General features: G+C 64.3%; 21 protein-coding genes and 2 pseudogenes. 13 read left to right on the plus strand and 10 right to left on the minus strand.

Annotated elements, in window-relative coordinates; all coding sequences use genetic code 11:
• Positions 1-6: 6 nt before the first annotated feature.
• The 5 genes from eno to AB5G72_RS11240 all read right to left on the minus strand — a co-directional run bounded on the left by eno (position 7) and on the right by AB5G72_RS11240 (position 6,494).
• The gene (gene eno, locus AB5G72_RS11220; RefSeq protein WP_440219905.1) at positions 7-1,284 is read right to left on the minus strand and encodes a phosphopyruvate hydratase; all 1,278 of its coding nucleotides are present in this window, start codon (positions 1,282-1,284) and stop codon (positions 7-9) included.
• 347 nt (positions 1,285-1,631) lie between these two features.
• Entirely contained in the window at positions 1,632-1,904 is a 273-nt protein-coding gene (locus AB5G72_RS11225; RefSeq protein ID WP_146776249.1) for a hypothetical protein, read from the minus strand.
• Positions 1,905-2,555: 651 nt separating this feature from the next.
• Entirely contained in the window at positions 2,556-4,751 is a 2,196-nt protein-coding gene (locus tag AB5G72_RS11230) for an AAA family ATPase (protein WP_440219906.1), read from the minus strand.
• On the minus strand, positions 4,684-5,250 hold the full coding sequence (locus AB5G72_RS11235) for a hypothetical protein (RefSeq protein WP_119192122.1): 567 nt from the start codon (positions 5,248-5,250) through the stop codon (positions 4,684-4,686). The genes AB5G72_RS11230 and AB5G72_RS11235 overlap by 68 nt, the downstream gene beginning before the upstream one ends.
• Positions 5,247-6,494: an SIR2 family protein gene (locus tag AB5G72_RS11240; RefSeq protein WP_440219908.1), complete on the minus strand. Its 1,248-nt coding sequence runs from the start codon at positions 6,492-6,494 to the stop codon at positions 5,247-5,249. The genes AB5G72_RS11235 and AB5G72_RS11240 overlap by 4 nt, the downstream gene beginning before the upstream one ends.
• Before the next feature lie 599 nt (positions 6,495-7,093).
• Here AB5G72_RS11240 and AB5G72_RS11245 point away from each other — a divergent pair.
• From AB5G72_RS11245 to AB5G72_RS11265, 5 genes are all read left to right on the plus strand, one after another.
• Entirely contained in the window at positions 7,094-8,692 is a 1,599-nt protein-coding gene (locus tag AB5G72_RS11245; RefSeq protein ID WP_440219909.1) for a DEAD/DEAH box helicase family protein, read from the plus strand.
• Positions 8,693-8,730: 38 nt separating this feature from the next.
• Positions 8,731-10,239, plus strand: a complete 1,509-nt coding sequence (locus AB5G72_RS11250) for a tyrosine-type recombinase/integrase (RefSeq protein ID WP_440219910.1) — start codon at positions 8,731-8,733, stop codon at positions 10,237-10,239.
• 107 nt (positions 10,240-10,346) lie between these two features.
• Complete coding sequence (locus AB5G72_RS11255) at positions 10,347-11,984, plus strand: hypothetical protein (RefSeq protein WP_132064156.1); 1,638 nt, start codon at positions 10,347-10,349, stop codon at positions 11,982-11,984.
• Positions 11,981-13,945 (plus strand): hypothetical protein, encoded by a 1,965-nt coding sequence (locus AB5G72_RS11260; RefSeq protein WP_132064157.1) that lies wholly within the window; start codon positions 11,981-11,983, stop codon positions 13,943-13,945. Before AB5G72_RS11255 ends, AB5G72_RS11260 begins: the two co-directional genes overlap by 4 nt.
• Positions 13,942-14,301, plus strand: coding sequence for a hypothetical protein (locus tag AB5G72_RS11265; RefSeq protein WP_132064158.1), 360 nt, complete (start codon positions 13,942-13,944; stop codon positions 14,299-14,301). Before AB5G72_RS11260 ends, AB5G72_RS11265 begins: the two co-directional genes overlap by 4 nt.
• Before the next feature lie 242 nt (positions 14,302-14,543).
• Here the strand turns inward: AB5G72_RS11265 and AB5G72_RS11270 are convergent, their stop codons facing one another.
• Positions 14,544-14,834: a helix-turn-helix domain-containing protein gene (locus AB5G72_RS11270; RefSeq protein WP_081470468.1), complete on the minus strand. Its 291-nt coding sequence runs from the start codon at positions 14,832-14,834 to the stop codon at positions 14,544-14,546.
• Between the two features lie 1,095 nt (positions 14,835-15,929).
• On the opposite strand from AB5G72_RS11270, the gene AB5G72_RS11275 reads away from it, so the two are divergent.
• Positions 15,930-16,265, plus strand: coding sequence for a histone-like nucleoid-structuring protein Lsr2 (locus tag AB5G72_RS11275; RefSeq protein ID WP_182642448.1), 336 nt, complete (start codon positions 15,930-15,932; stop codon positions 16,263-16,265).
• A 250-nt stretch (positions 16,266-16,515) separates the two neighbouring features.
• Complete coding sequence (locus AB5G72_RS11280; protein ID WP_067715495.1) at positions 16,516-16,782, plus strand: hypothetical protein; 267 nt, start codon at positions 16,516-16,518, stop codon at positions 16,780-16,782.
• A 42-nt stretch (positions 16,783-16,824) separates the two neighbouring features.
• Here the strand turns inward: AB5G72_RS11280 and AB5G72_RS11285 are convergent.
• The 3 genes and pseudogenes from AB5G72_RS11285 to AB5G72_RS11295 all read right to left on the minus strand — a co-directional run.
• Positions 16,825-17,748, minus strand: a pseudogene (locus AB5G72_RS11285) (sensor histidine kinase); the annotation flags it as partial.
• Positions 17,741-17,929 (minus strand): annotated as a pseudogene (locus AB5G72_RS11290) (response regulator); the annotation flags it as partial. The pseudogenes AB5G72_RS11290 and AB5G72_RS11285, both read right to left, overlap by 8 nt.
• A gap of 264 nt (positions 17,930-18,193) precedes the next feature.
• Entirely contained in the window at positions 18,194-18,508 is a 315-nt protein-coding gene (locus tag AB5G72_RS11295; RefSeq protein ID WP_311200806.1) for a heavy-metal-associated domain-containing protein, read from the minus strand.
• Positions 18,509-18,840: 332 nt separating this feature from the next.
• Here AB5G72_RS11295 and AB5G72_RS11300 point away from each other — a divergent pair, with 332 nt between their 5' ends.
• Positions 18,841-19,185 carry an NADH-quinone oxidoreductase subunit A gene (locus AB5G72_RS11300; protein WP_007626392.1) on the plus strand — a complete coding sequence of 115 codons (345 nt, stop codon included), beginning with the start codon at positions 18,841-18,843 and terminating at the stop codon, positions 19,183-19,185.
• Between the two features lie 95 nt (positions 19,186-19,280).
• On the opposite strand, the gene AB5G72_RS11305 is transcribed toward AB5G72_RS11300, so the two are convergent.
• The gene (locus AB5G72_RS11305; RefSeq protein ID WP_187352317.1) at positions 19,281-19,730 is read right to left on the minus strand and encodes a hypothetical protein; all 450 of its coding nucleotides are present in this window, start codon (positions 19,728-19,730) and stop codon (positions 19,281-19,283) included.
• 21 nt (positions 19,731-19,751) lie between these two features.
• On the opposite strand from AB5G72_RS11305, the gene AB5G72_RS11310 reads away from it, so the two are divergent.
• The 5 genes from AB5G72_RS11310 to AB5G72_RS11330 are packed head-to-tail and all read left to right on the plus strand — an operon-like array spanning position 19,752 to position 24,196.
• Entirely contained in the window at positions 19,752-20,459 is a 708-nt protein-coding gene (locus AB5G72_RS11310) for a hypothetical protein (RefSeq protein WP_223210110.1), read from the plus strand.
• On the plus strand, positions 20,452-21,387 hold the full coding sequence (locus tag AB5G72_RS11315) for a complex I subunit 1 family protein (RefSeq protein WP_017836399.1): 936 nt from the start codon (positions 20,452-20,454) through the stop codon (positions 21,385-21,387). Before AB5G72_RS11310 ends, AB5G72_RS11315 begins: the two co-directional genes overlap by 8 nt.
• 3 nt (positions 21,388-21,390) lie before the next feature.
• Positions 21,391-21,954: an NADH-quinone oxidoreductase subunit J gene (locus AB5G72_RS11320; protein ID WP_064257203.1), complete on the plus strand. Its 564-nt coding sequence runs from the start codon at positions 21,391-21,393 to the stop codon at positions 21,952-21,954.
• Positions 21,951-22,253: an NADH-quinone oxidoreductase subunit NuoK gene (locus AB5G72_RS11325; RefSeq protein WP_017836397.1), complete on the plus strand. Its 303-nt coding sequence runs from the start codon at positions 21,951-21,953 to the stop codon at positions 22,251-22,253. The genes AB5G72_RS11320 and AB5G72_RS11325 overlap by 4 nt, the downstream gene beginning before the upstream one ends.
• Positions 22,250-24,196 carry an NADH-quinone oxidoreductase subunit 5 family protein gene (locus AB5G72_RS11330; protein ID WP_154828152.1) on the plus strand — a complete coding sequence of 649 codons (1,947 nt, stop codon included), beginning with the start codon at positions 22,250-22,252 and terminating at the stop codon, positions 24,194-24,196. Before AB5G72_RS11325 ends, AB5G72_RS11330 begins: the two co-directional genes overlap by 4 nt.
• Positions 24,197-24,198 lie beyond the last annotated feature (2 nt).

A 24,198-nucleotide genomic window follows, 5' to 3' on the forward strand; every position in this document is an offset into this window, starting at 1 on the left:
GTGCCGTCAGGCGTTGAAGCGCGGGAACGCCTCGGCGCCGGCGTACCGGGCGGCGTCGCCGAGCATCTCCTCGATGCGCAGCAGCTGGTTGTACTTGGCCACGCGCTCCGAGCGGGCCGGGGCGCCGGTCTTGATCTGGCCACAGTTGCAGGCCACGGCGAGGTCGGCGATGGTCGTGTCCTCGGTCTCGCCCGAGCGGTGCGACATCATCGAGGCGTAGCGGTTGCGGTGGGCCAGGTCCACGGCGTCCAGCGTCTCGGTGAGGGTGCCGATCTGGTTGACCTTGACCAGCAGGGCGTTGGCCAGGCCCTTCTCGATGCCCTCGGCCAGGCGCTGCGGGTTGGTGACAAAGAGGTCGTCGCCGACCAGCTGGACCTTGTCGCCGATCATGTCGGTGAGCGTCTTCCAGCCGTCCCAGTCGTCCTCGTCGAGCGGGTCCTCGATCGAGACCAGGGCGTACTTGTTGACGAGCTCGGCGTAGACGTCGGCCATCTCGGCGGCGGAGAGCTGCTTGCCCTCGAAGTGGTACTTGCCGCCGGAGTAGAACTCGGTGGCGGCGACGTCCAGCGCGAGGGCGACGTCGGTGCCGAGCGAGTAGCCGGCCTTCTCGATGGCCTCGGCGATGAGGTCGAGAGCGGCGGTGGTGGACTCGACGGAGGGAGCGAATCCGCCCTCGTCACCCAGGCCGGTCGACAGGCCGCGGTCCTTGATGACGGTCTTGAGGTGGTGGTACACCTCGGTGCCCATGCGCAGGGCCTCACGGAACGTGGGCGCGCCGATGGGGGCGATCATGAACTCCTGGACGTCGACGCCCGAGTCAGCGTGGGCGCCACCGTTGAGGATGTTCATCATCGGCACGGGCAGCACGTGGGCGTTGGCGCCACCGATGAAGCGGTACAGCTCGAGGCCCGAGGACTCGGCGGCGGCGCGGGCGACGGCCAGCGAGACTCCGAGGACGGCGTTGGCGCCGACGGTCGACTTGTTGGGGGTGCCGTCGGCGTCGAGGAGGGCCTCGTCCACGACGCGCTGGTCCTCGGCGGGGATGCCGATGACGGCGGGGGCGAGGACGTCCAGCACGGCCTCGACGGCCTTGGTGACGCCCTTGCCCAGGTAGCGCTCGTCCTCGTCGCGCAGCTCCACGGCCTCATGGGCGCCGGTGGATGCACCGGACGGCACGGCGGCGCGGCCGAACGAGCCGTCGTCCAGAAGCACCTCCACCTCGACGGTGGGGTTGCCTCGCGAATCGAGGATCTCCCGGGCTCCGACCTGCTCGATAAGCGCCATCTGTGCTCCTTGGGGGAAGTTCGTGGGTTCGTGTGCGTGGCCGGCGCCGCTAGGCGGGCGCAGTCCGCTGGCCATTGTTCCACGTCGGTCTACAGGGCGGGACAAGGCTGGGCCGGGGGGGCGCTAGGGACTGCCGCAGCCTCACTCACACGATGCTGGCCCCGCTGACAGCACATAGGCCCAACTCGCGAGGCGGTTCAGGACAACAAACCTCGAGCCCCCCGTCCCCGCATCGCTGGGTCGATGGGTGACTGCAGATCCATCGGTCACTACAAAGGAAAGGGGCCAAGGCACGGCGTCGCGGTGGGGCCTGAATGTAACCAAATGTCACGCTGGTTGCACGTGTTTCAGTATCCGGCCAGCAGTCTTCGATCTTCTTCGTCAAGTGCGAGATCAGCCATCCAATCCGATGTCATACGCTCCACTAAGACTGACGATTCCTCCGCTGGCGGACCGCCTACACTTCCTAATTCCTCATCGTTAGGAGGAACTAAATCTCGTACTGCAATGTGATCCCGCTCCACCGCTGCAAGAAAATGGCACAATCGGACCGCGCCAGTGATCGCCTCAAGCTCAGCATCGCCAGCGGGCAACTCAACTGTTGGATTCGCGTTAGACATCCCGCCTACGTTAATTGGATTGGTGATAAACCTTAACAAGTCGTCCGCGCGTATACACCAAGACCAATGGTTGAACCACGGTTGCATACGAGTCGCGTCGGGCGCAGATGCAACTGGTTGTGACTGACCGGCCCATCGTCTCCGATAAATGGCGCCTGAGTTACTGGATGGGTTCGAACACGCTCGACATCTGCCACTTGGATCTGGATCCGTATGACAGTTCCGAATCCACGGCTTCTTCCTCTGCACTGGCTCAGCGGGCAATATATAGACAATCGAAGAACCACCGCTATTTACGTAATCTTCCAATTGCCGAACTGGAATTTTCACTACCCACTTTAAGGGGTTAGACGTCGAGGCGTAGATCGTCTTGCACTCGAAAGTGAATTTTCGGACGACTCCTTGGAACTCGTGATCTGGCGTTCGTGGGCCCCGGTTGTTATGCGGCGAGACAATGATTGCTGTTGGGGCAACCGATATAAGCTCGAACGTAAACAGCGTGTCGATGGTCCGCTCCGGAATGATTAGCGTCATAGGTGTCCTTAAGACCAGCCCTTGGCGACGACAAACGTCGGGCACGTTCAGCAGGCGGCGGTCGTCTGTCTTGTCGATAAACTTACGGTTCTCACTTAGGCGGGTAGCGGCTCCTCGTCAGCCAGCCAGGTGGACTAACCGAATCGGGTCTTCGAGCAACTGCGGCTCGACGAAGTACTCCTGCACGGTGGGGCCGCTGCGGTCCCAACCCGTGAATTTAATGATCTTCGTCCGGGAGCCTTCCGCTCGCGGCGCAAGCTTGCGTTCGAGGAGGCTGGAAAACCGGCGTTCGTGTGTGGACACGATGAGTTGTCGACGGAGCCGGAGGTGCCTGCACAAGTCAGCGAAGCCGAGTACATTGACGTCGTCCATCGACTGAACTGGGTCATCTAGCAACAGGAACGGCAAGCCTCGCTCTTCGAAAGACAGGCTCATCGCTATGAAGTAGGACAGGGCCACGATGTTGGCCTGCGATGTGGAGAAGATCAGAAGCGGATCCGCGGCGATATTCTCTACCTGGTCGATGACTAGGGGGCTGGTCGTCCCCTTACGGTAGTAGGTGTCCAACTCGAACTCGACGGTCTTGAACGCGGGATGAGGGTCAAGCCGCTGGAAGATATTCGCGACCAGCGGCTGGATCGAGCGAAGCCGAGCCTCGGTGACCTCGACACGTGCTTCGATCGTCTGCTCGGACAGCATTTGGAGCATATTGGACCGGGCCGACTGCGCGGCCAGTTCCTCCTCTGCCGAGGCTAGAGCGAACTCGAAGCTGCGGGTCTCCGCTACAGCACGCTCAACGGCGCCTTGGTCTGACTGCCTGTCAAACGTTTCCAGGAGGTCATGAAGCGCCCGACGAACTCTGCGGAAGTACTCCAACGCTGGAGTTGCGACACCAGCGAACGATTCCAAGTCGCAACGGGCAAGGTTCACAACTTTGATCTCCTCAGCAAGAGCCTCCACGGCAGCCTGGGCCGCGAGGTCGGCGCTGCGAACCTGCCGCCAGCGTTCAGCCTTTTGCTCTGCTGCGGAGAGGACTTCCCGAGCCGTCGTCACAGCCGCTGCGGTGCGACTGAGGTCGTTCGCCAGTTCGGAGAAGGCCCGCTCCAGTTCCAGAATGGTCCCGGTTGCCTCTGCCCGTTCCCTTAGTTCGCGCTCCACGTGGTCACGGTCGATGTGCTGCCCGCAAACGGGGCAGTCGTCCGACAGCATAGGCACAGCCAGGACGGCAAGCTGAGCCATGTCAGCCGCCGCCAGCCGCGCTGCATTGAGTTGTCCTTGCGCGATGTCGCGTGAGACTTCGACAGCGTCCCTTGCAGCCTCAGCTCGTGCCACCTGAGCCCGGAGACCACTTACCTCCTCCTCTGCTGGGCCCTCACCAAGACCTCTGCGCAGCTGGAACGCGTGACTGGTCAGGGCCCTTGCGGATTCGACCATATCGGCCGCGTGGCCGAACGCTGTCGCCGCGAGACGAACATCGTCGGGTCCTTCGAGGCTCACGCTGCGCCCCCTGACGGAGATGCCTGCGGGAGTGGCCAGCAAGACGCTAAGAGCTTCTTCACGTACCGCTGCTACCTGAGGCCGAGTTGCCAGCCGCGTCTGCGCAGCCCCCGAACGGCCCTGAGCTTGCTTTAGAGCGTCAGCGAGTCTGGCGAGCTCAACCCGAGCATCCTTCTCGCGCTCAGACGTCAGCTTCGCCAGTGACCTTGTGGTGTCTTCAAAGTCCTCGAGTGCTCCGAGTCCAAGTACCGTGCTCAATTGTCGGTACCGGTCGGCCGGCTTGGCTTCAAGAACACGTCGCATCACATCTTGCTGCATAAGGCCCGACGTGGTCAGTGCAGACTCGAGCGCCAACTCGGAATTTGGCAGCAGGATGCTCCGCAGTTCCGCTTCGGCTTCGTCGCCGAACAGGGCCGGTTCGTACGCCCGGCGGAGCTCGAGAGTGCTACCGCCTTGGTCCCCGGTACGTCTCAGGGTCACAGGCCCTGACGGCAGACTGAGGTCCATCTCGACGGATGCCTTTCGTCCCAACCGGTATTGGTTGACGACGTGTTCGACATTGCGGCGTGAGCGGAGGCTTTCTAGCCGCTCAAGGCTGCCGAGCAGTCCCCACTGTAGCGCATCGAAGAAGCTTGTCTTGCCGGTCCCATTCGGTCCGGTGATGACGACTGCAGTCGCCGACAGGTCGAACTCGCAAGCATCGCGAAAGCCGCGAAACGCTTCGACGCGCAACCGGTCGATGATGGGCTCAAAGGACATCATCGAGCGTTGCCCCCTGTTCAAAGGCAGCAATGGCGCGCCGAGCGAGTTCTTCATCGACTCCGCGGGAGATGAGAACTGCAAGCAGCGAGTCAAGCGCGTCAGTTTGCGCGGCAGACGTCTTTGACGCCGCCGGCTCAACGAAGGGGGCCAGGGCGTGGCTGACCGATTCGGGGGTTGGGTCTACGCCGGTGTGCGCGATGCGCCGCAACCGCGACATGTCGTAGTTAATGGCGTACAAGTCATGAGTGATGTCGTCGTCCTCAGCGGACTTCTCTTGCGTTAACAGGACGAGATACGTGTCCCACTTCTTTGGGCCAAGCGCGGCTGACTCGATTCGCCGCGCGAGGGCCTCGAACGCGACGGGTTCAGCGAGAATCAAGTCGCGGATTGTGTTCATCGCCGCCACTGCAACAACGAAATAGCTGTTCTCCGCCAGAATAAGGTCGATGCCCCCGCTTAGGGTCTCCACTTGGAAACCCTGCTCTGACAGAACCGCCTTGGAAATGCGGAGGAGCTCGTCGTCCGACCGAATAGACGGTGACCCACTGTTCATGAAGCGATCACCTCATCGGCGTGCCGAACCTTGGGCACCAGTGCAAGAGGACCATCAACGATGTCCAAGTCATCCGCCTCGCTGAGGATGCTCTCGGGTAAAGACTCTGGCTGTGGAATCGGACCTACTCCCCCGGCCACGACGAACTGCGGAAGCGGCTCGCCACGGTTGGCGTGATCATGCAGCCGGCTCTCGGCCGCCTCGACAATACGTCGCTGCGGCACCGTCTGTGTCGCTATCAATACCTCGATGGGCCCCTGCGCAGTATGAAAGATGTGGTTGTGATTGAGCCTGGCCGAATCACCAGCAAGGTGACCCAGAGCGATCATGACTTTGCCCAACTCAGAACTCTTCAGGACGGGCTCACCAACCCTCGGGTTGATATCGACCGCCCGAGCCCATTGAAGGACTGTCAACGAGTCTGACTCGAACAATCCCATTTTGGCAGCCTCTAGGTCACCGGATAGCACTTCGTCTGACGACAAGGTGACGCTGTGCTCGCTGAGCCGGCCGGTGACGTACGCCGCGGCAAGTTGCTCCATGAACAAATCGGCCGTTACTGGAATTCTGTGATCGTCGTGGAGGGTCGGCGCAACCGACTTCCATTGCGAGTCTTCCCATCTAGTTTCGATATCTGGGGCAACGACCCTTATATTTTCGACGCCAACTTCATGGACTGCTTCCTTGATGCGCTGCTTGACGTACCCGGCAACGTCTCCGATACCAATGAAGACCACTACAGCGCTGCCAAGTCGCGCGTGGGTTTGCTCCTGCACCCACGTCGGCGGGTCGTCGAGGTGACCACTCGTCACGAGCAGCGAGTCCGGCTTAGAGGCGCAACCGTGCACTTTCAGAACCCACGGCGGGTCTACGTTTGCAAGGTCATTGTCGTTCGTGACCGTCGGCAGCCACTCGTCGCCGGCCCCGCGCTCGATACAGTTGTCCCAATTCGTGGTGAGTACGTCGATCGCGCCCTCGAGCATCAGGTGCGCCAGAACCCTATGCCCGTACCCGGGTTTCGCAGTCTTGAAGTTCGCCGACCTAGCAGAAGTCTGACGCAACGCTTCTTGGCCACCCGGCAGAGCCGCAACAGCATCAGCAACGGCGACGAGATCCCACGAATCAACGGTCGCGAGAATGGGAAACGCACTCTTAAGCTGCATGTGTATCGCAGCAGCCAACGTTGCGCCCGTCGGAAGACTGGTTGGCTGAGACAGGCTTATGCCTGCGCCAGCGTAGATCACGAGCTTACCTGCCGACACAGTTCTACCGGCCAACGCAACCGCATACGGCGGAACGCTGGCCGAGATCCGAGACGGGCAGTGTTGCATTCGCCGATGTTAGCGGCAGGCAGCGCTATCTGTGTCCGTTACTGCTTTCTGCCTCGCTCGGATAGCGCCGGTTCGGAGTCACCTTCTCGCTGAGGTTTGCGTAGTACTGGACGGAGAAGGGGTGGCCTCGGACCCGCGCAGACGGCCTCTGCGGCAGTCCCCGGCCCGGATCGGGGATTCTCGAAACCCGGAATCTCCTCGGATCGTGGCCTGATAAGTGATGGCAGTTCGGCGAATGCTAGGCCGGTGGGCCATCCGACAGGGCATCAGCTATTGGCAGCCCCACCGGCGGCCGGAGTTTCACTCGCGGGTGGGTCGGTGTCGTCGTCATCTCATTCCAGGTCCTTCCATAACACGCGGACTCGCACCCCGCCGCCCCGGCGGCCCGGAACCGCGGACGCCGGCGGTGACGTACCCGCCCCCTAAAGTGAGCCCGACCCCGCCAGGACCACCCAGGAGAACGCTGTGGACTCACCCGCCGTCGTCACCGCCCGCGCCGGGGCCGGCCATTGATGGCGACCCGGTCCACGCGCAAGCCCGCGGCCAAGCGCAAGACAAGCTCCACGCGGGCGACGTCGACCACAAAGCGGCCCGCCGCGGCGCCGACGGTCCCCACCATCCCTCCCGGCCAGCGGGTGTGGCTGCTCGAGCTCCCCTGGGGTGGTCTGGGCGGCGGGATCCCGGCCGGGGTGACCTACTACAAGTCGCTCACCGCGCACGCCTACGTCGACACCGCCCTGCCGAGCGCACTGGAGCCTTACGCCAGCAAGCCTTACTCCTACCTGCGCCTGCTGGAGGACGAGCTCAACGGCAGCGAGGGCCCGGGCGCGACCGCCGCGCCGATGGCGCTGCGCCCGGAGCAACACGCAGACGTCGACGCGATCGTCACAGCCGCCGAACGCGGATTCCGGCAGGTCCACCTGGCGAACGATGTGGGCACCGGCAAGACCCTGGTGGCGGTGGCCGCGGCGAAGACCATCGCCAAGATTCGCGGCGCACACACGGTCCTGGTGACGGTGGACCGGCCGGCGCGCATCACCATCCCATCGTGGCGTCGCACCATCGCCGCGCTGGGCGATGACGATCTGCGATGGATCATCATGTCCTCCGACAGCCTGGGCAAACTCATGGCGCGAAACGGGCGCCCGCGGCTCAAGGTCGACGTCGCGGTGATCGACGAGGCCCACCAGTTTCGGCACGCCAGCAAGCGAACCAGCTACATGCGTCGACTGACCCGCATGGACGGCCCGCCCGAGAAGGCCCCGTTCGTGCTGACGATCACCGCCACCCCGGGGCATCACCCGGGCGAATGGGGCTACCTGTCGTCGCTGTTCGCAGAGGTCCACGGTGACCCGCCTGCCCGGTGGGCTGACTTCGGGCGGGCCCTGGCCGAACGAGGCGTGCCCTTGGAGACCTCCTACGGCAAGTGGACGTGGACCGCGGAGGCCAAGGAGTTGCTGCAGACCCAGCAGGCCGCCATCAGCGGCGTGCGAGACATCCTGCTGCGGCACGATCCGCCGCTGATGCTCACCCGATCGGCGCCGTGGGGGCCACCTCCGTTCGACGTGGACCTGGTGGAGCTGACCCCGGACCAGTGGCGGGCCTACGAACTGGAGTGGGGCGATTTCCAGCGGGAGATGCAGCTGGCCAGGACGGGCAACAACGTCGCCCGCGGACTGGCTGCACTGGTGAGGCTGCGCCAGAAGGCATCGATGATCCGGGTCGAGCACACGGTGGCGGCGGCCAAGGCCGAACTCGAGCGTGGCTACCAGGTGTTGATCGCCACCGAGATGGTGTCCACGGCCGCGCACCCGGTGGCCGAGCTGCTCGAGGCCGACGGGATCCCGGTCGCACGGATCTACGGCTCGAACCCGGAGGCCGAATCCGAACGGATGCGGTTCCAGCGGGGCGAGGCGCAAGTGGTGGTGTTCAACACCCCCACCGCGATCAACCTGCAGGCGCGCGAGCAGTTCGCCGACGGCTCGTTCGCGACCGCCACCCCGCGCAGGGGCTTCTTCCACCAGGCCCGCTACTCAGGGCTGCTGGCGGAGCAGACGATGGGCCGCGCACACCGGAATCATCAGGTGTGCGCCTGGTCACTACTTATATAGTAACCGGCGACTGTTGGGTGCGCTCTACGCTGGCTGACATGACCGTCTCGCAACCCATGAACCTCGCGCAGGTGAAGACCGTTCGTCTGAGCGTGCTGTCGGACATGGTTGACCGGCCTGCGTGGCTGGAATCCACAATGAGCCAGGCGGCTGGGATTCTTCGCCGGAAGGCTCCCCTCTATATTCCGGTGACTGCCAACGGGAATATTCATCCTGCGGTTGCCGAGTGGGCGCGGAGGTATCACTCCGTCAATACAGCTTCCGCTTATGCGTCAGATGTGGCGCTCTTTTTCAGATGGCTTGGTCCGGGGAATGACTGGCTTGCGGTGCGCCGCGCTGAGATTAACGATTTCATGGACCGGCGTCGCTTTGGTGCCTCGGGCGATGATGATCTGCGAGATATTCCGGCGGAGCCGGTATCTGCATCAACGCTAGCTCGCAACCTGGTCGCCATTCGCTCGCTTTACGACGTGGCTGTGGGTCTGGGAATTATCTCCGGCAATCCAGTGCCGTCGGGACGGATCAATGCCACCAAAGGACAGTTGTCAGCGGACGTCAACTGGCTGACCCGCCGGGCGTACGACCGCTGGCGGTCCGAGGGCCTGCTGGGGATTGGATCAGCTCGCGGCGAATCGTTGATGATGCGTGAGAGGAACACCGCGTACGCGGACTTGCTTTACCACACTGGCCTGCGACGAACTGAAGGTGCTGGGCTGCTGACGTTTGAGATTCCCAGCGCTGATTTCAGCACGCGACTGGTCTCTGGGCGGGTGCCAGCTTCGCTGTCGAAAGGGAGCCCGTCGCGGGGCCGGATGATGTACTTGGACCGCGCGACGCACCAGTCGATCACGTCATATGTCACCGGGGCGCGTGAGGTCGAGGTGGCGTTCGGCCTTCGGTCTGGCATCTACGAGCAGGACGCGGACCCGCTGATCCTGAAAGAGATTTCCCGCCGCGGAGGGATTCCGACCAAGGTCCTGGTGAGCCGACCCGCAAGGGCTGGTGAAGAGCGTTGGTGGCGGCTGGACGACCTCACGCTCGCCCAGCGCACACGCATGTACGCACTGGATGATGAGGGGCGTCGGCGTCCTCTCATGGTGTGGCTCGGGACGGGCGGGAAGCCTGTCGGCGTCTCCAACTGGAACACCGTCTTCAAGTCTGCTTCCGCCCGAACGGCGGGTTCTCGCGGCGCGTGGGGGGCCGGTCTCGCGGTCCTCGATGACACAACGATTCGGGTTCATCCACATATGCTTCGCCACTCGTTCGCGCTGTATGTGTTTGCGCTCGCCGCACACATGGAAATGTGCCAGCGTGGTGCACTAACGCCCGGCGCGTTCGACTCGATGGTGCGCAGCCAAAACATCTGGCTGCGAGTCCAGACACTGCTGGGGCACCGGAGTGTCGAGACCACTCGGAATTACTATTTGGCACCCGTTCTGGCCCTGGAGTGGGAGTGGTTCATGCGGGCCGCTGAGGGTGCTCCGCTGTCCCTCGACCACACGCTCTCGCAGGTCGCTGCCCTAGACGACCGGGTCGCAGACGCATGAGATGCGAAGCAGTCAATGACGGCCTCCGGGTGACCCCGTCACGCGGACGGCCCTACGAGCTCGATTTCACATCTGTTGACGTCGGACCAAACCTGCGAAAAGCACTCATGGAACGATTCATCGACATGGCTGGGCCTTCGGGGTCATGGGGCACGAAAGCGACGACGGGTAGAGCTCTGACGGCAGTCCGGGCGTTCTTCTCCGACCTCGGCGTCGTCAATGCCAGTGACCTGACTGGGGTGATGTACCGCGAACGGTTGATGTTGTGGACCAATTACACTCGCTACAGACGGCACCGCATTCTTCGAGTCATCCTGCCCACACTTCCCGGCATCAGCGCGGAGTGCGCACACGTCATTGAATCGACGACTGCGCCGCGACCGGAACCGCAGGCCTCTGACGACGCGTTGACCGATGAGGAAATCGAGTTGCTACGACTCACCTGTGTCAACAACGTGCGTGATGCCCTCACCCGTGTGAAGCATGGCTGGGACGTCGTCGACGCCTATCAGCGTGGCGAGTATGACGACCGCCATCCCGACTACGAGTACGCCCAGTTCCTCGACGAGGTGGCCCGCACCGGCGATGTAGCAGACCGCAGCCCCGGGAGCCCGAGTAAGCGGCGCGTGCCACCGAGCGTGTACCGCAGGCTTTACCCGAACTCGAGAACCAATAACCGAACGCTCTTTCCGCTGTGGGAGAACCTCTACCCGACTCCCGCCGAAGTCGCTGCCGCGCTCCTCGCATTGATCATCACCTGCGGCTGGAACCTCGGCACCGCCCTCACTCTCGGCGTGAGCGACGTCAACCGAGTGGACGCCCGTGACGGCAGTGAACCGCTCCATCTTCGCGTCAGGCTCACCAAACCGCGACGGGGCGTCGTCAGCGAGTGGACTGAGACCTACACCGACAACGGCCCTCGATCCAAAGCCCGCCTGATTCAGATGATTCTCGAACTCACCGACGGGGCGCGGCGCACGCTACAAGAGGTGGGCTACCCCACTGACGCGGTGCTCGTGTCCCTCTCGGGCCAAGTAAATGCGATCGGTAGGAACGCGCGACCAGTCCCGCTCACCGTGCTGGTAGACGCGAATACCCACACGATAGCGAGATACCTCAGGGCCTGGCGCGGTGAACACCCCGAACTGGACTTTGCAACTCCTATCAGGTTGCGATCCTACTTCGCCACACAAGTTCATCCGCAAGGTCATAGCCTCAACACCAACATCGACTACAACCTCAACGATCCGACGGTGAAGAAGGCCGTGCAGCCAGTCATCGCCACTGTTCTTCAAGACCATTTCCACGCCGTGCAGGCGCGAGTCGTGAACGGTGCGGCGACGGTCGACGACCTCCCTACGGATTTCCGCGGCGTGCTTGAGGACGTGAACTCAGGTGCGCGCGACACAGTGGCCTCGGCCTGCGTTGACCACGAGCATGCTCCCGACACTCATGAGCCGTGCCGCGCGTCCTTCCTGACTTGTTTCGCGTGTACGAACGCGGTGGTCCTTAAGCGACACCTCCCTCGAGTCGTCGCCCTCCACGACCACCTGGAGGGATTGCGCGCTGTCACGCCAGCACACCTCTGGGACTCGCGATTCGCGGCTCATCATGCCCGCATCGCCTCGCTGCTAGTCCCCAATCGGCACTTCTCGAACAGCGACCTCCTCGCTGCCCGCGCTGATGTCACCGATACTGACCGGGACCAGGTCAATCGACTGATGAATAGGACTTGGGACACATGACCAACCCCGCCGTCAACACTGCTGCGACTCGGACGGTCGGGCTCACGCCGGTCGTCCCGCTGCTGACCAGTCCACTCTTCGCCAACCGTCACCACCGGACTCCCGAAGCAGCACCGGAGCCAGTCTTCGGCGACGACGTGTGGCCGCTCCACTACCTCTCGCTCTCCGAGAACCAGATCACATTGAACATCAACTTCGCTGCCATTCGGCCCCGTCATCGCGAAGCGGCGAAGGTTTACCTCTACAACGTCCTCAATACGGAAACTCAGCGTCGAACCACGTCTATGAAGTCTCGGTTCCCATCCGCCGGGACCGCCCTCCATATGTTCCACGCCATGAAGTTGTTGCTGGACTGGATCGACGCACACGGACTCAGTAGCATCGCAGACCTCACCACCGACGACTGGACCCAGTACGGCGAGCACGTGGGTGCACGCGAGGATTGCGCCTATTCATACAAGGTTGCGCAACTAGTCCACCTAGGGCGACTGTGGGCCCACAATGTCGACCTGCCCTCGCCTTACGCGTTCACCGCACCCTCATGGTTCTCGGCGAAATATAGCCGGTGGCTCGGTCCTGCCCCAGTCGAGTACGAGAACAAAACCGAACCGTTCCACCCTGAGGCGATCAGTGCGCTCATCGTTGCCGCCCACACCGTCATCAGCGGCTATCTCGACGGCACACTCACCGTCGGGCGTCGCGGCATTAAGAAGACCGCTGAAACATGGTTCACGGCGCAAGGGATCACGCTCCCACCGGGCCGTCTCTCCGCCGAGAACGCCCGACAATGGAAGGACGCCACCAACTGGCTCCAGTCCTACGACGCAGGCAGCGTGCGGTCGGCAGCGTTCGTGCTCATCTCCTACTTCACCGGCATGCGCCCCCAAGAGGTCCTGCACCTTCAACGCGGCTGCCTCCGCTACAACCCAGTCACCAGCAATGCCAGCGCCGCAGCTGAGTACACAATCGTCGGCCGCGAGTTCAAGGGCCTCCGCGACGAGTACGGTGATCAACTCAGTCAAGGTGCTCAACGCGACCAGCCGTGGGTGACCATCGAGCCCGCCGCCCGCGCGATTGAGGCGCTCGAACAGCTCGCGAGACCAGACACCCCATATTTGTTCGCCTGGAACCGCCGCCCACGAGAAGGCCAACAGCGGCAAGGCGAAGTAGCCACCACGTCCTCCATAGGTATTAGTCTCGGCAGCTTCATCACGCTCTGGAACGCCCACGCTACCCAGAACGGAGACCCGGTCGTTCCAATCTCCGGGCCGACCAGCATCCTCTCCGAGAACCAATCCGGTGACGCCGCTCGCCTGCTTATCGGAACCACCCGCTTCCGACGCACGCTCGCCTACCACATCGCCAACCAGCCCGGCGGTGAGATTGCGCTCGGCATCCAGTACGGGCACGTCAAAAGCGTCGTCTCCCTCGGCTACGCGGGGCGCGAGGAGTCCGGCTTCCCCGATGTAGTGGAGTTAGACGCCCTCCTCGGCTCCTGGGACGACCTCACGCTACTCGCCGAAGAACTCGAAGGCGGATCTGCCATTAGCGGCCCGGCCGCGAATCGCGTCCGTGATGGCGTCACCGCCTTTGCTGCCGAGTTCGCCGGCGAGGTCAAAACCGAAGCAGCACTCGAGCGTTTCAAACGATCCGGACTCACTCTCATTCACGACAACGGGCACGCCCACAACGTCTGCTCGTACGTTGCCGCCACCGCCCTCTGCCACCCCACCCGAACTACCAACCGCGACTCGGGGACACCAGACCTCACCAACTGCCAACGCGGCTGCCCCAACATCGCCCTGCTCGACCGCCACTTCCAAGAGAAGACGCGGCAACGCGACCAACTACTCGCTGAAATCGACTACTTACCCGCCCCGCTGGCAGCGCGCAACCAGCAAATCGCGGACGAACTTACCAAGGAAATCACCCGACACGAACAAGGAGAGAACAATTCATGACCCGACGCGGTGATGATGCAGAAGAACGCGACAAACTCATTGCCGCGCTCATTCGGACCCTGAAAGGTGAATCCGAAAGTAGTTCGGGACGGCTATCAGTCAAAGCGATAGCCCAGGAAGCTGGTCTCGCACGAACGGCGCTTACCCACAAACACCTCGACCTAAAAGAACTCATCGAAATTTATCAATCTGCAAATAGAGACCGAACCCGAAATGACAATACGGAAAAGGTGGAGTCTCTCACGGCCGAAGTTCAAGAACTCAAAGCCCTCAACGAGGTGCTGGCCGCGCAAGTGACGCTCGCGGCCCTCACCTACCGTCCCTCGCCAAGTCTCACATCGGTGCCGCCACCCTGAGCACCACGCAGGCTGGTCAACCAATTATTTACCAGCGCGTGTCGAACAATCAGCCCAAGGATTTCGCCCTGCAACCTGCCGGAGGCCGCGACGGAGTGAACAGCCTAGCCGTCAGTGGTACTGACTGTTCTAGCTGAAAGTTGTTGGTGGGTGCAGACCACGATCGTCAATCTCTACAGCCATGCCAAATCTCGCCACTGGGTCGGCCTATCAAACGAGTCGCGGCTGGCCCATTAGTATTCTCAGCCGAGTTCTGGGTCGGCGCTTATGAGCTTCTGCGCTTCAAGCACGATTTCTTCTGGCGTTGAATTTATCGCACGGGCTAGAGGCCATAGACGATCCAGCGGGGTTCCGCCGACTCCCTTTTCAATCCGTCGAAGCTCTCTCTCGCTCATGTTCGCCTGTTCGGCAACTTCGACCTGAGAGAGCGCGGCCGCCTTCCGCAACCGGGCTACGACCGTTCCGATGGCTCGGCGCACGACTTCCCTCTCCCGCAGCTCCATGGGCGAAAACTTGTGATCCGAGATAGGCACAGGCCCATTATCGCCGTCGATCGACCGTGTCGAGCGACCGGCACGACCCTTTCTGGCACCCGAGGGCCCCTCAGCGATACTATAGGACACTAGTGTCCGGTTTCGCTACGATCGTCTCGAGGTCCTTGGTGCACTCGCCACTCCCGCTACCCGCGCTCCGGCCGCCGAAGCGGCGCCCGGTCCACCAGATGTTGAGCTTGATCGAGGCGCACTCGAAGGGCGAGCAATGGACAGTTCAATTCCGTAGCCCGATATTTGGTGTTTACAGTGTGTTCGGCCCAATTCACCGCTCTGCCGTGACAAATGAGCTGAGAGTGGGACTGGCTTTTATCACGACCGGGGGCAAGTCCCCTAATAGCCGCGTGCTAAATATCTGGGCTGAACGGGCGGACTTAATTGATGTTGCGAGCACAAACTGCTCGCCGGCCACCGTCAGACATGGGGCAGTGGTCCGCGCTGAGGTCTCATCATTCGGAGATCGCCTCACCTTGGTGGGACATGCAGTCGCACAACGGCGCACCGAACTGATCGGAGTCGGCCACCACACGATACGAACGCCGTCTGGTGCGGCGCCGAACCTCATCTCAGTGTCTGAGGTTGCAATCCCCTCTAAACGACCTCCACCCCTGCCGTATGCGTGGTCGGATCTCGACTACGATGCCTCGCGTCAATAACGTGCTGGCTATGTACGCGACACTGCACCGAGCCCGGCAGGAATCATGACCCAGCGACAAACACACGCCGGAACCCCGCTTGTCGAAATAACTCTACCGGGACGAGGGCCACTTGCTGCCGCTGCGGCATTGGGAAGAGATGCTGGGAACCATAACCGGCATGTGGTGAGTTTCCGGTTGCCGGCACGCTCTAAGTGGTCTGATGACAACGCTGCTGCCGACCGTCCGCAAAAAACCGTTCAGCAGCACTAAGCCGACCGAGGACGTGCGGAACAACCCCAGATATCGCCAAGCTGTGAGATAGCCCACTGGCCATACTGGGGAAGCTGTTTTTATTGCCACTCCTAGCTTGCTGAAAAATTGACCAAGATCGTCAAGTGTGGATACTTAGTCCCGCACCTTGACAATCTTTGGGAGAACAATGGCAGTCGTATATTCCGCAGTCTTCATCGACGACTTCGACGGTAAGGAACTAGACCGAGACGAGGCCGTGTCGATTAAGTTCAGCTACCGCGGCAAGGACTACAGCATCGATCTGAGCGCCGAAAACGCCGCTCTGTTCGATGATGCGATCGAACCGTTCCGGTCAGCGGCGACCAGAGTGAAGGGCGACAAGAAGAAGCAGATCGCCCGCACCTCGGGCGGGCGCACCGACACCAAAGCGATCCGCGAGTGGGCGAACGCCAATGGGCACACGGTCTCTGACCGTGGACGTATCCCCGCCGACATCGTCGAGGCGTACGACGCCGCTCACTGAACTAGCCGAAGAAAAAGGAAGGGCCCTGCCTCAAGTCGAGGCAGGACCCTTTGTTTCCACTCGCAGGCTCCAGTCCAGCTCGTCCCAGCCACAGAATCGCGCTGACACATTGACGAGGTCGAGCCAGCGGGCGCCCTCTCCGACTGGCGGCGGGACGACACCGGTAACCAGACGTTATGTAAAGTAGTACTTGTCGAGAGCGTCCACTACTACTTGACGACATACTCAGCGCAGGCGAATACTCGGGACTATGGAGACCTCTCGCCTGGTCGAGCTCATTGATGCTCACAAGCACACCTACGGCGTCAGTGAGGCCGAGCTGGCCCGCCGAATCGGGATCACCCGCCAGAATCTGTACTTGTGGCGCACCCGCGGTCTGCGCGGCCTGCCGGCCCGAGCGACTCTCGATGGCATGGCTACCGAACTGCATCTTCCGTATGTCCGGGTTCTCGAGGCGGCCTTGCGCGATGTCGGCTACCTCGACGCCACCGACGGATTCTCAGGCGTACTGGCATGACCGCCCCTGACCCCCTCGGCCCGGCGGCCACCTGAGTCGTCTTTAGTCCGGCTTTGGAATTTCGACAGTAAAGCTCGCACCTTGGCCGGGCCCGTCGCTGTGCGCTCGAATGTGCCCTCCGTGGGCTTCGACGAGTGCGCGAGTGATGGTCAGGCCGATACCGCTGCCGCCGCTGTGGCGGCCGCGTGAGGTGTCGGCTCGGTAGAAGCGGTCAAAGAGGTGGTCGAGGTGGTGTGGGGCGATTCCTTCGCCGGAGTCCGACACGGTGATCTCGACGTGGCGGCGCCCTACCTGCCCGCTGATGACGGTGACGGTGCCGCCGGCGGGGGTGTGGCGAAGTGCGTTGTCCAGGAGATTGCCCAGCACTTGTCCGATGCGGTCGGTGTCCACCGTCACCGGTGCGTCGTCGACGTGGGTGTGTAGCTGGACTCCCTTGTTCTCGTATCGTTCTCGGACGGCGTCGACCGCACGGGTGACCAGCGTCCGAGTAGTGGTCGGACTGGGGCGAAGGCGGGTGAGGTGTTCTTCCGCGCGGGAGACGTCGACGATGTCCGCGGCGAGTCTCTCCAGCCGCCGAGTAGCCGACCACAGAATGGTTCGGACGTCGTCGTCGAAGGTGTGGATGCCGTCGTCGATGGCTTCGAGGTAGGAGTCGAGTGTGGCAAGGGGTGTGCGCATTTCGTGTCCGAGGTCGGCCAGCATTCTGCGTCTGGTGGTCTCGGTGGCGTCGAGCCGTCGGGCGAGTTCGTTGACACTGTCGGCGAGATCGTCGAACTCGCGGCCCAGGCCTGGGCTAACGACCCGCGTGTCGTAGCGTCCACTGGCGATCTCGGCAGTCGAGGAGGTCACGGCGGTGACGGAGTGTTGAACTCTCCGGGTGAGATACCAACTCACCAGCAGCGCCAGTAACACTGCGATGGTCACCGCCAACCCCCACGCCACGATGATGGACGCCGTGAATGCTTCGACAGACCTCCACCCCGTCCAGCCCGGGCAGGCCAAGGTCAAGGACGATGACGTCTGGGTCGATTTGCCGGGCCAGTGTCACCGCCTGAAGACCATCGCCGCAGATCGTCACCTCGAAGCCCTCGCGTTCGAGGTAGGTGGCCACGACATCGGCCAAAGACTGCTCGTCCTCGACAACCATCGCCCGCAAGCCCGTGGCCGGACGTGGCGTCGGTGCGGCGACTTCTGTCGTTCCGAGCGCACGGGCAGAAGAGTTCATGTCCCCCATCATCCTCGGCGCCACCATATGGGCCACACGCGCGCGGGCCACATGCCGACCCGGACATCTCTCAATGACTTGCGGCTGGAAGTCGAGCGCCGGGTGAGCGAGGGTGCCCACCCGGCCAATGCTGTGTTCGCTCGAGAACGTGGTTCATCGCGTCATCGGGCCGAAATGGGCCAACCGTCAGCTGCAGCAGCAGCCACCCGTTCCACTCGCCATGGGCAAGGAGACACCGACCGTCTGATCTGCGGAGACTATCGCGTATCCGGCGTCGGCCACGGCTTGGGATACGGCCTGGGTAGTCGCGGTTCCGGTCGTTGTCATACTTCCTGCCTGCAAGTTGACTTCGACGCCGATCACGCCGGGCAATGCACCAACAGCGGCTTTCACGGATGAAACGCAATGCCCGCAGGTCATCCCCTGAACTTGGTATGTGGTGGCCGTCATCGTCTTAATCCTTTCGCCGAACGCCGTGGGGCGATCCCACACCAGAATCATATACCCCCGGTGGGTACATGATTCGAGTCGTCAGGTTTCTTCACGAGATCTTGACCTTGGCACCGAGGGAGCGAGGTGGGCGCCCCAGGACACGTTGCCCGAGGCTGGTCGATCGGGCTCGGAGAACCGCGGTTTTCGGACTGGCCCCTGAAAGCACCCTCTGCCGGTGCCCTACAGCGCCCATCATTTCCTGCTGCTCTGCGGAGCCGGCCCCGGTCACGGCTGACCGCCGAGCTGGAACGAGATTATCGATCGCGGTAATCCGTTAAGGTGACTCCCACCGCTCAGCGACCGGCCTCGATGTTCGACCGCGAGAAAGGGGAGAGACCGTCATGTCCTCAGGGATCGTGTCCGTGGCTCTGGTGGCGCTGTCTGTCGTTGCTCTCTTCTATGCACTCCACCGCGTGGCCAGCATTACCTCCGACCCGTTGACAGTCCTGCCGGCCCAATCCGGGTGGGCACCGCAGGAGCACGCCCTGTCGCGGTTCCACGCACGCTGGTACCTCGCCTCGATCGTGTTTCTGGCCTTCGACGTCGAGATGCTCTTTATGTACCCGTGGGCCGTGGTGGTGATCGAGAAGGGGCTCTCTGCGGTGGTGGAGATGTTCCTGTTCCTTGGTGCCCTGCTAGTCGCCGTGGCCTGGGCACGGCGAGAAGGCGCATTCCGATGGGCTTGAGCCCGTTTCTCGCCCGCCTCGCCGTCCAGGCCACCCGGGTGCTCGTCGTCGAGGCCCCGGGCCAGTGGGCGACTCGGATGGAGCTTGAGCAACAGCTACTCCGTCGCGGGTGGCGGATAGCCAGTAGTCCGGCTCAGGGGGACGTGCTCGTCGTGTGTGGTGCGCCGGGCCCTGAGCTGTCGGATCTGGCGAACCGCCTCTGGGAGCAGATGCCCGGCCCTCGGGTGCGCATCGGCATCGCCTCGCCCGGAGCGGTGGTTCCCGCCCTCGACAATGCCACTGCGCTCCTGCTCGACACTTCCCATCACCGGACCGACGCCCGCGAACGGGCGCAGGAGCCCTCGATGTCCGATCACGCGAACAATGCTGATGGCGAAGGGCACGAAGGGCACGTGGGTCACGAAGGACACGAGGAACACCAGGGCCACGGTGGACACTCGGACCACGAAGAGCACGCGGATCGCCAGGCGCACGAGGGCCACGAAGACCATGGCGGGCATGGTGGCCACGAGGGCCACGCAGACCACGGCGGGCACGAGGGCCATGAAGGCCACGGGGATATGGACATGGCTCCCGCCGGGATTCCCTTGGCCGAAGGCGGGGAGGACCGCGACGGCCTGGAGATGGATGTTCTCCATCTGCCGCTCGGTCCGGTATTGCCGTTCTGGCCGGCCGGGCTCGTGCTGCACTGCTCGCTACAGGGGGACGTTGTCGTCGACGCCACCGCCTCGGTGATCGACGCGACGGAGCACAGGGCCGGAGCACCCGGTCGGCCCACGGACCACGCGTCTGCCACGGTGACCCAATGTGATCAGGTCATGGCACTGCTGGCACTGGCCGGTGCCGAAGACCTGGCGGACTGCGCCCGCCGTGCCCGGGACGGGATTCTGACGGGCGATCCCGGTGCCGCCCGTGACGCCGTCGAGCGTCTGCACCGGAAGGTTCGCAGGTCGCGGCTGCTGCGCTGGTCATTGCGGGGCGTGCTGCCGCTCGGCCCGGCCGATCTGGAGCGCCACGGCTTGCCGGGGCACTGCCTCGGGGATGCCCACGACCGGTTGCTGGCCCAACTGGAACGGATCCGCGTCGAGGTCGGCGGCGCAACGCCGGACCGGGCGGATGGCGGCTCAGCGCAGGAATCTGCGGACAAACTAACTGTGCCGTGGGCGGTGGTGCCGGACCTGGTGACCGGTTTGGAGCTGGGCACTGTGCGCTTGGCGGTGGCGAGCCTTGATCTGGGCTCGCATCCTGCCGTCCGGGAGGTGGGGCATGTCTGAGACCGTGGTGACGACCGTGTCCGGTGGGTGGGCCGTGCTGGCCGGGGTGATCCTGTGTGGGCTGGCGTTGTTCGCGGTGGCGCTGGACGGGGTGCTCTCGTCGCCGGCGCGGGGCGGCGGTCGTGGCGGGCCCACTCCCCTGGCCCGTGCGGCCCGTCTGTTGCGGCAGCGTCGCCGCACGACGGTCGCCGCGGACACCCTGCTGTGGCGGATCGGCGGCGCGGGCATGCTGGTCGGGGCGTTCCTGATGATCGCCGTGATCCCGCTGGGCCGCTGGACACTGGCGGACCTCGACGTGGGAGTCGTGTGGTTCAACGCCGTCGACGTCATGGTGTGGGCCCTGGTCTGGCTGGCGGGGTGGGGCGCCAACTCCATCCACGGTCTGGTGGGCGGTTACCGCTTCCTCGCGCACGGGCTGGCCTATGAGCTGCCGCTGATGTTCGCATTGGTGGCCCCGGCGATCGCCGCCGGCAGTCTGGCGGTGGGCGACGTCGCGGCCGCGCAGGACGGCGTGTGGTTTGTGGTGTGGATGCCGGTGGCGTTCCTGGTCTTCCTGATCGGCGTGACCGGCTTCTCTGTATGGGGTCCATTCGCCCCGGCCCTGTCCGCGGACATCGTCGGCGGGGTGACGGCCGAACTCTCGGGGGTCGATCGGCTGGTCCTGCAGGCCGGGCGCTACCTGTTCCTCACCGCCGGGGCGGCGTTCTCGGTGCCGCTCTTCCTCGGCGGTGGTGCCGGGCCCGTCCTGCCCGACTGGGCGTGGGTGCTGGTCAAGACAGCGCTGGTGCTGACGGTTCTGGTGTGGGCGCGGCGCAAACTTCCGCTGCTGCGACCGGATCGGTTCATGGAGATCGGCTGGACTGTCTTGCTCCCGGCCGTCGTGGCCCAGGATCTGCTTGTGTCCCTCGTCGTGGTCTGGAAGGGCTGAGCCGTGCTGGTCGGGATCGTGTTCTGGGTACTCGCTGTGGTGGCGGTGACCGCGGGGACGGCCGTGTTCGTGGTGGACTCGATGGCCCGGGCCACCTACGCGCTGGCGGCATCGTTCATCGCCGTGGGGGTGATGATTTTGCTGCTGGGTCAGAGCTACCTGGGCATCATCACGATTCTGATGATGGTCATGGAGATGGCGGTGATGGCGGTCTACATGGTGATGTTCATGGGCATGAACCCGGCGCTGATGCCGATGGACATGACCCACGGTAAGAAGACCGCGATCGGCACCTCGGTCGGGGTCTTTGTGCTGCTGGCCGCCGGGGCGCTGCTGATCCCGTGGCCCGAGCGACGTGGCGCCCCACCCGAGGACCTCACCAACGCGCTGGGCCTGGAGATCATGGGCGAAAAGATGTTGGTGATGGCCGTGGTGGGCGCGGTCATGGTGGCCACCATCGTGGCCGGGATCGTCCTGGCCGCCGGGCGCACCCGCTACGACCGGCTCGGCGACGATCTGCGGCGCCGCCCGGCCGACGACCCCCAGCCGGGAGGTGTGGGTCGATGACCCTGGAGGCCGTTCTGGTGGTGGCCGCCGCCCTGTTCGCCGTCGGGCTCTACGGGGCCCTGTCCCAGCAGGTGGTGGTGATGGTGATGATGGGCCTGGAGTTGATGATCAACGGGGTGCTCCTGGCCGCCGCGGGGTTCTGGTGGTTCCTGGCCCCGGGCCCCTCCGGGCAGGTGCTGCTGCTGGTGGTGCTGGCGGCCATGACCGTGGAGATGGCCATGGGCTTTGCCGTGGCGACGCTGTTGCACCGCAAGCGGCAGACCGACATGACCGACATGGCCGAGGATCTCTCCGGATGACCGCCGACCAGACCTTGCTGCTGACCCTGGTGGTGCTCCCGGCTGCCGTGGGTGCGGTGCTCGCGCTGACCCGGGCGGAGCGGGTTGCGGCCCCGATCGCGGTATCGACCGCTGCCGTGACCGCGCTGCTGGCGGCTGTCGTCGCCGTTGCGCGGCCAGCGGTGGCGTTCCCGTTCATCGCCGGCGTCGACGTGGCATTGGAGGTCGACGCCCTGGCGGCGCTGACCCTGCCGATGGTCGCAGTGGTGACCCTTTTGGTGCTGGTTTTTGCGGCCGGCAACATCCGGGCGGCCCGGCCCCGCTTCCACGGGCTGATGCTGCTCTTCGCCGCCGCGGCCCTGATCACGGCCTCGGCCGCCAGCCTGCCAGCGCTGCTGTTTGCCTGGGAGTTGATGGGCGCGACCTCGTACGCGTTGATCGGGTTCTGGTGGCGGGACACCGACCGCGTCTCGGCCGGGCTCACGGCCTTCCTCACCACCCGTACCGCCGACCTGGGTCTCTACCTGGCCGCCGGCGCTGCCTTGGCCGGCGGCGCCGGTATGGGCCTGTCCGAGTTGCCGGCGGCGGAGAGCCCGTGGCGGCACGTGGTGGCGGCCGGGATCATGGTGGCGGCACTGGGCAAGGCCGCGCAGCTGCCGTTCTCGTTCTGGCTCTCCGGCGCGATGAAGGGCCCCAGTCCGGTCAGCGCACTGCTGCACTCGGCGGCGATGGTGGCAATGGGCGGTTACCTGCTGCTGCGCGTGGAGCCGCTGCTCGCCTCCACCGGGTGGGCGGGCCCGGCCGCCGCGTGGATCGGGCTACTGACCGCGGTGGCGATGGGGATCGTGGCGTTGGCCCAACGGGATCTCAAACAGTTGCTGGCGGCGTCCACTGTGGCGCAGATGGGATTTGTGGTGCTGGCCGCCGGAGTGGGCGCGGTGAGCGGAGGTGCCGCCCAACTGGTGGCTCATGCCTCCACCAAGGCACTGCTGTTCCTCGCTGCCGGGGCGTGGCTCACCGCGTTGGGCACCGAGAAGCTCACGGAACTGCGCGGGGCGGGCCGCCGATGGCCGGTGGTGGGCGTGACCGCGACCGTGGGAGCCCTGGCCCTGGCCGGGATCGCGCCGCTGTCCCTGTGGGCGACCAAAGACGCGGTGCTGGCTGGGGCCCTGGAGACCTCGGCCTGGCTCTACGCCACAGGACTGGTGGCGGCGGCCCTGTCGGCGGCCTACTCCGGCAAGGTCCTATGGACGATCTGGCACCGCGGGGCCCAGGCCCGGGTCGAGGAGCCCACCGCCGGGCGGGAGGTCGGCGCAACGCAAGAGCTCGGCACCGGGCAGGTGGGGGCGCTCGAGCAGGCCCCGCTGGTCGTGCTGGCCGCGGGGGCGGCCGCGGTGTCGGTGTTGGCGCTGCCCCCGCTCAGCGGCGCCCTCGCCCAGGCGATGGGCGGGCACGGCGAGGTGACGGCGCTCGAGCTCGTGGTCTCGGCCGCCATCGCCCTGGCCGTGGTGCTGCTGATGCGACGTCTACGCGCCCCGGAACTCGGGTGGGCCGAGCGGTGGCTGGGGCTGGAGGCTGCTGCGCACGTTGTCGTCGTCGTTCCCGTCATGCGGTTGGCGCACCTCCTGGCCCGGTTCGACGACGCGGTCCTGGACCGCGCCGTGACCTCCGTGGCCGGGGCCGTCCCGATGCTGGCACGGTCCGTGGCGCGGTTCGACGACGAGGTCCTCGACGCCGGAGTCGGAGCAGCCGCACGGGCCGCCCATACGGCCGGGCAGGGCGCGGCCCGCCTCGATGACGCCGTGGTCGACGGCGCCGTCGAGGGCCTGGCCGGTTGGGTTCGCCGACTCGGGCACCTGGCCCGCACCCCGCAGACCGGGGCCGTCCACCAGTACCTCCTGCAGGCCGTCGCGGTGCTCACCGTGGCCGTGGTGGCCTGGACCGTCTACGCAGTGATGGGATGAGC

Source organism: Dietzia sp. MNB45, from assembly GCF_051994785.1.
GTDB lineage: Bacteria > Actinomycetota > Actinomycetes > Mycobacteriales > Mycobacteriaceae > Dietzia > Dietzia kunjamensis.

Excerpts from the sequence above, each read along its gene's own strand:
- AB5G72_RS11310 (WP_223210110.1), top strand. The coding sequence starts at position 19,752 with ATGGCTCCCGCCGGGATTCCCTTGGCCGAAGGCGGGGAGGACCGCGAC.
- AB5G72_RS11295 (WP_311200806.1), bottom strand. The coding sequence starts at position 18,508 with ATGATTCTGGTGTGGGATCGCCCCACGGCGTTCGGCGAAAGGATTAAG.
- AB5G72_RS11280 (WP_067715495.1), top strand. The coding sequence starts at position 16,516 with ATGGAGACCTCTCGCCTGGTCGAGCTCATTGATGCTCACAAGCACACC.
- AB5G72_RS11255 (WP_132064156.1), top strand. The coding sequence starts at position 10,347 with ATGGAACGATTCATCGACATGGCTGGGCCTTCGGGGTCATGGGGCACG.
- AB5G72_RS11275 (WP_182642448.1), top strand. The coding sequence starts at position 15,930 with ATGGCAGTCGTATATTCCGCAGTCTTCATCGACGACTTCGACGGTAAG.
- eno (WP_440219905.1), bottom strand. The coding sequence starts at position 1,284 with ATGGCGCTTATCGAGCAGGTCGGAGCCCGGGAGATCCTCGATTCGCGA.
- AB5G72_RS11230 (WP_440219906.1), bottom strand. The coding sequence starts at position 4,751 with ATGAAGAACTCGCTCGGCGCGCCATTGCTGCCTTTGAACAGGGGGCAA.
- AB5G72_RS11300 (WP_007626392.1), top strand. The coding sequence starts at position 18,841 with ATGTCCTCAGGGATCGTGTCCGTGGCTCTGGTGGCGCTGTCTGTCGTT.
- AB5G72_RS11265 (WP_132064158.1), top strand. The coding sequence starts at position 13,942 with ATGACCCGACGCGGTGATGATGCAGAAGAACGCGACAAACTCATTGCC.
- AB5G72_RS11325 (WP_017836397.1), top strand. The coding sequence starts at position 21,951 with ATGACCCTGGAGGCCGTTCTGGTGGTGGCCGCCGCCCTGTTCGCCGTC.
- AB5G72_RS11330 (WP_154828152.1), top strand. The coding sequence starts at position 22,250 with ATGACCGCCGACCAGACCTTGCTGCTGACCCTGGTGGTGCTCCCGGCT.
- AB5G72_RS11260 (WP_132064157.1), top strand. The coding sequence starts at position 11,981 with ATGACCAACCCCGCCGTCAACACTGCTGCGACTCGGACGGTCGGGCTC.
- AB5G72_RS11315 (WP_017836399.1), top strand. The coding sequence starts at position 20,452 with ATGTCTGAGACCGTGGTGACGACCGTGTCCGGTGGGTGGGCCGTGCTG.
- AB5G72_RS11250 (WP_440219910.1), top strand. The coding sequence starts at position 8,731 with ATGACCGTCTCGCAACCCATGAACCTCGCGCAGGTGAAGACCGTTCGT.
- AB5G72_RS11235 (WP_119192122.1), bottom strand. The coding sequence starts at position 5,250 with ATGAACAGTGGGTCACCGTCTATTCGGTCGGACGACGAGCTCCTCCGC.
- AB5G72_RS11225 (WP_146776249.1), bottom strand. The coding sequence starts at position 1,904 with ATGTCTAACGCGAATCCAACAGTTGAGTTGCCCGCTGGCGATGCTGAG.
- AB5G72_RS11305 (WP_187352317.1), bottom strand. The coding sequence starts at position 19,730 with ATGGCCCTCGTGCCCGCCGTGGTCTGCGTGGCCCTCGTGGCCACCATG.
- AB5G72_RS11245 (WP_440219909.1), top strand. The coding sequence starts at position 7,094 with ATGGCGACCCGGTCCACGCGCAAGCCCGCGGCCAAGCGCAAGACAAGC.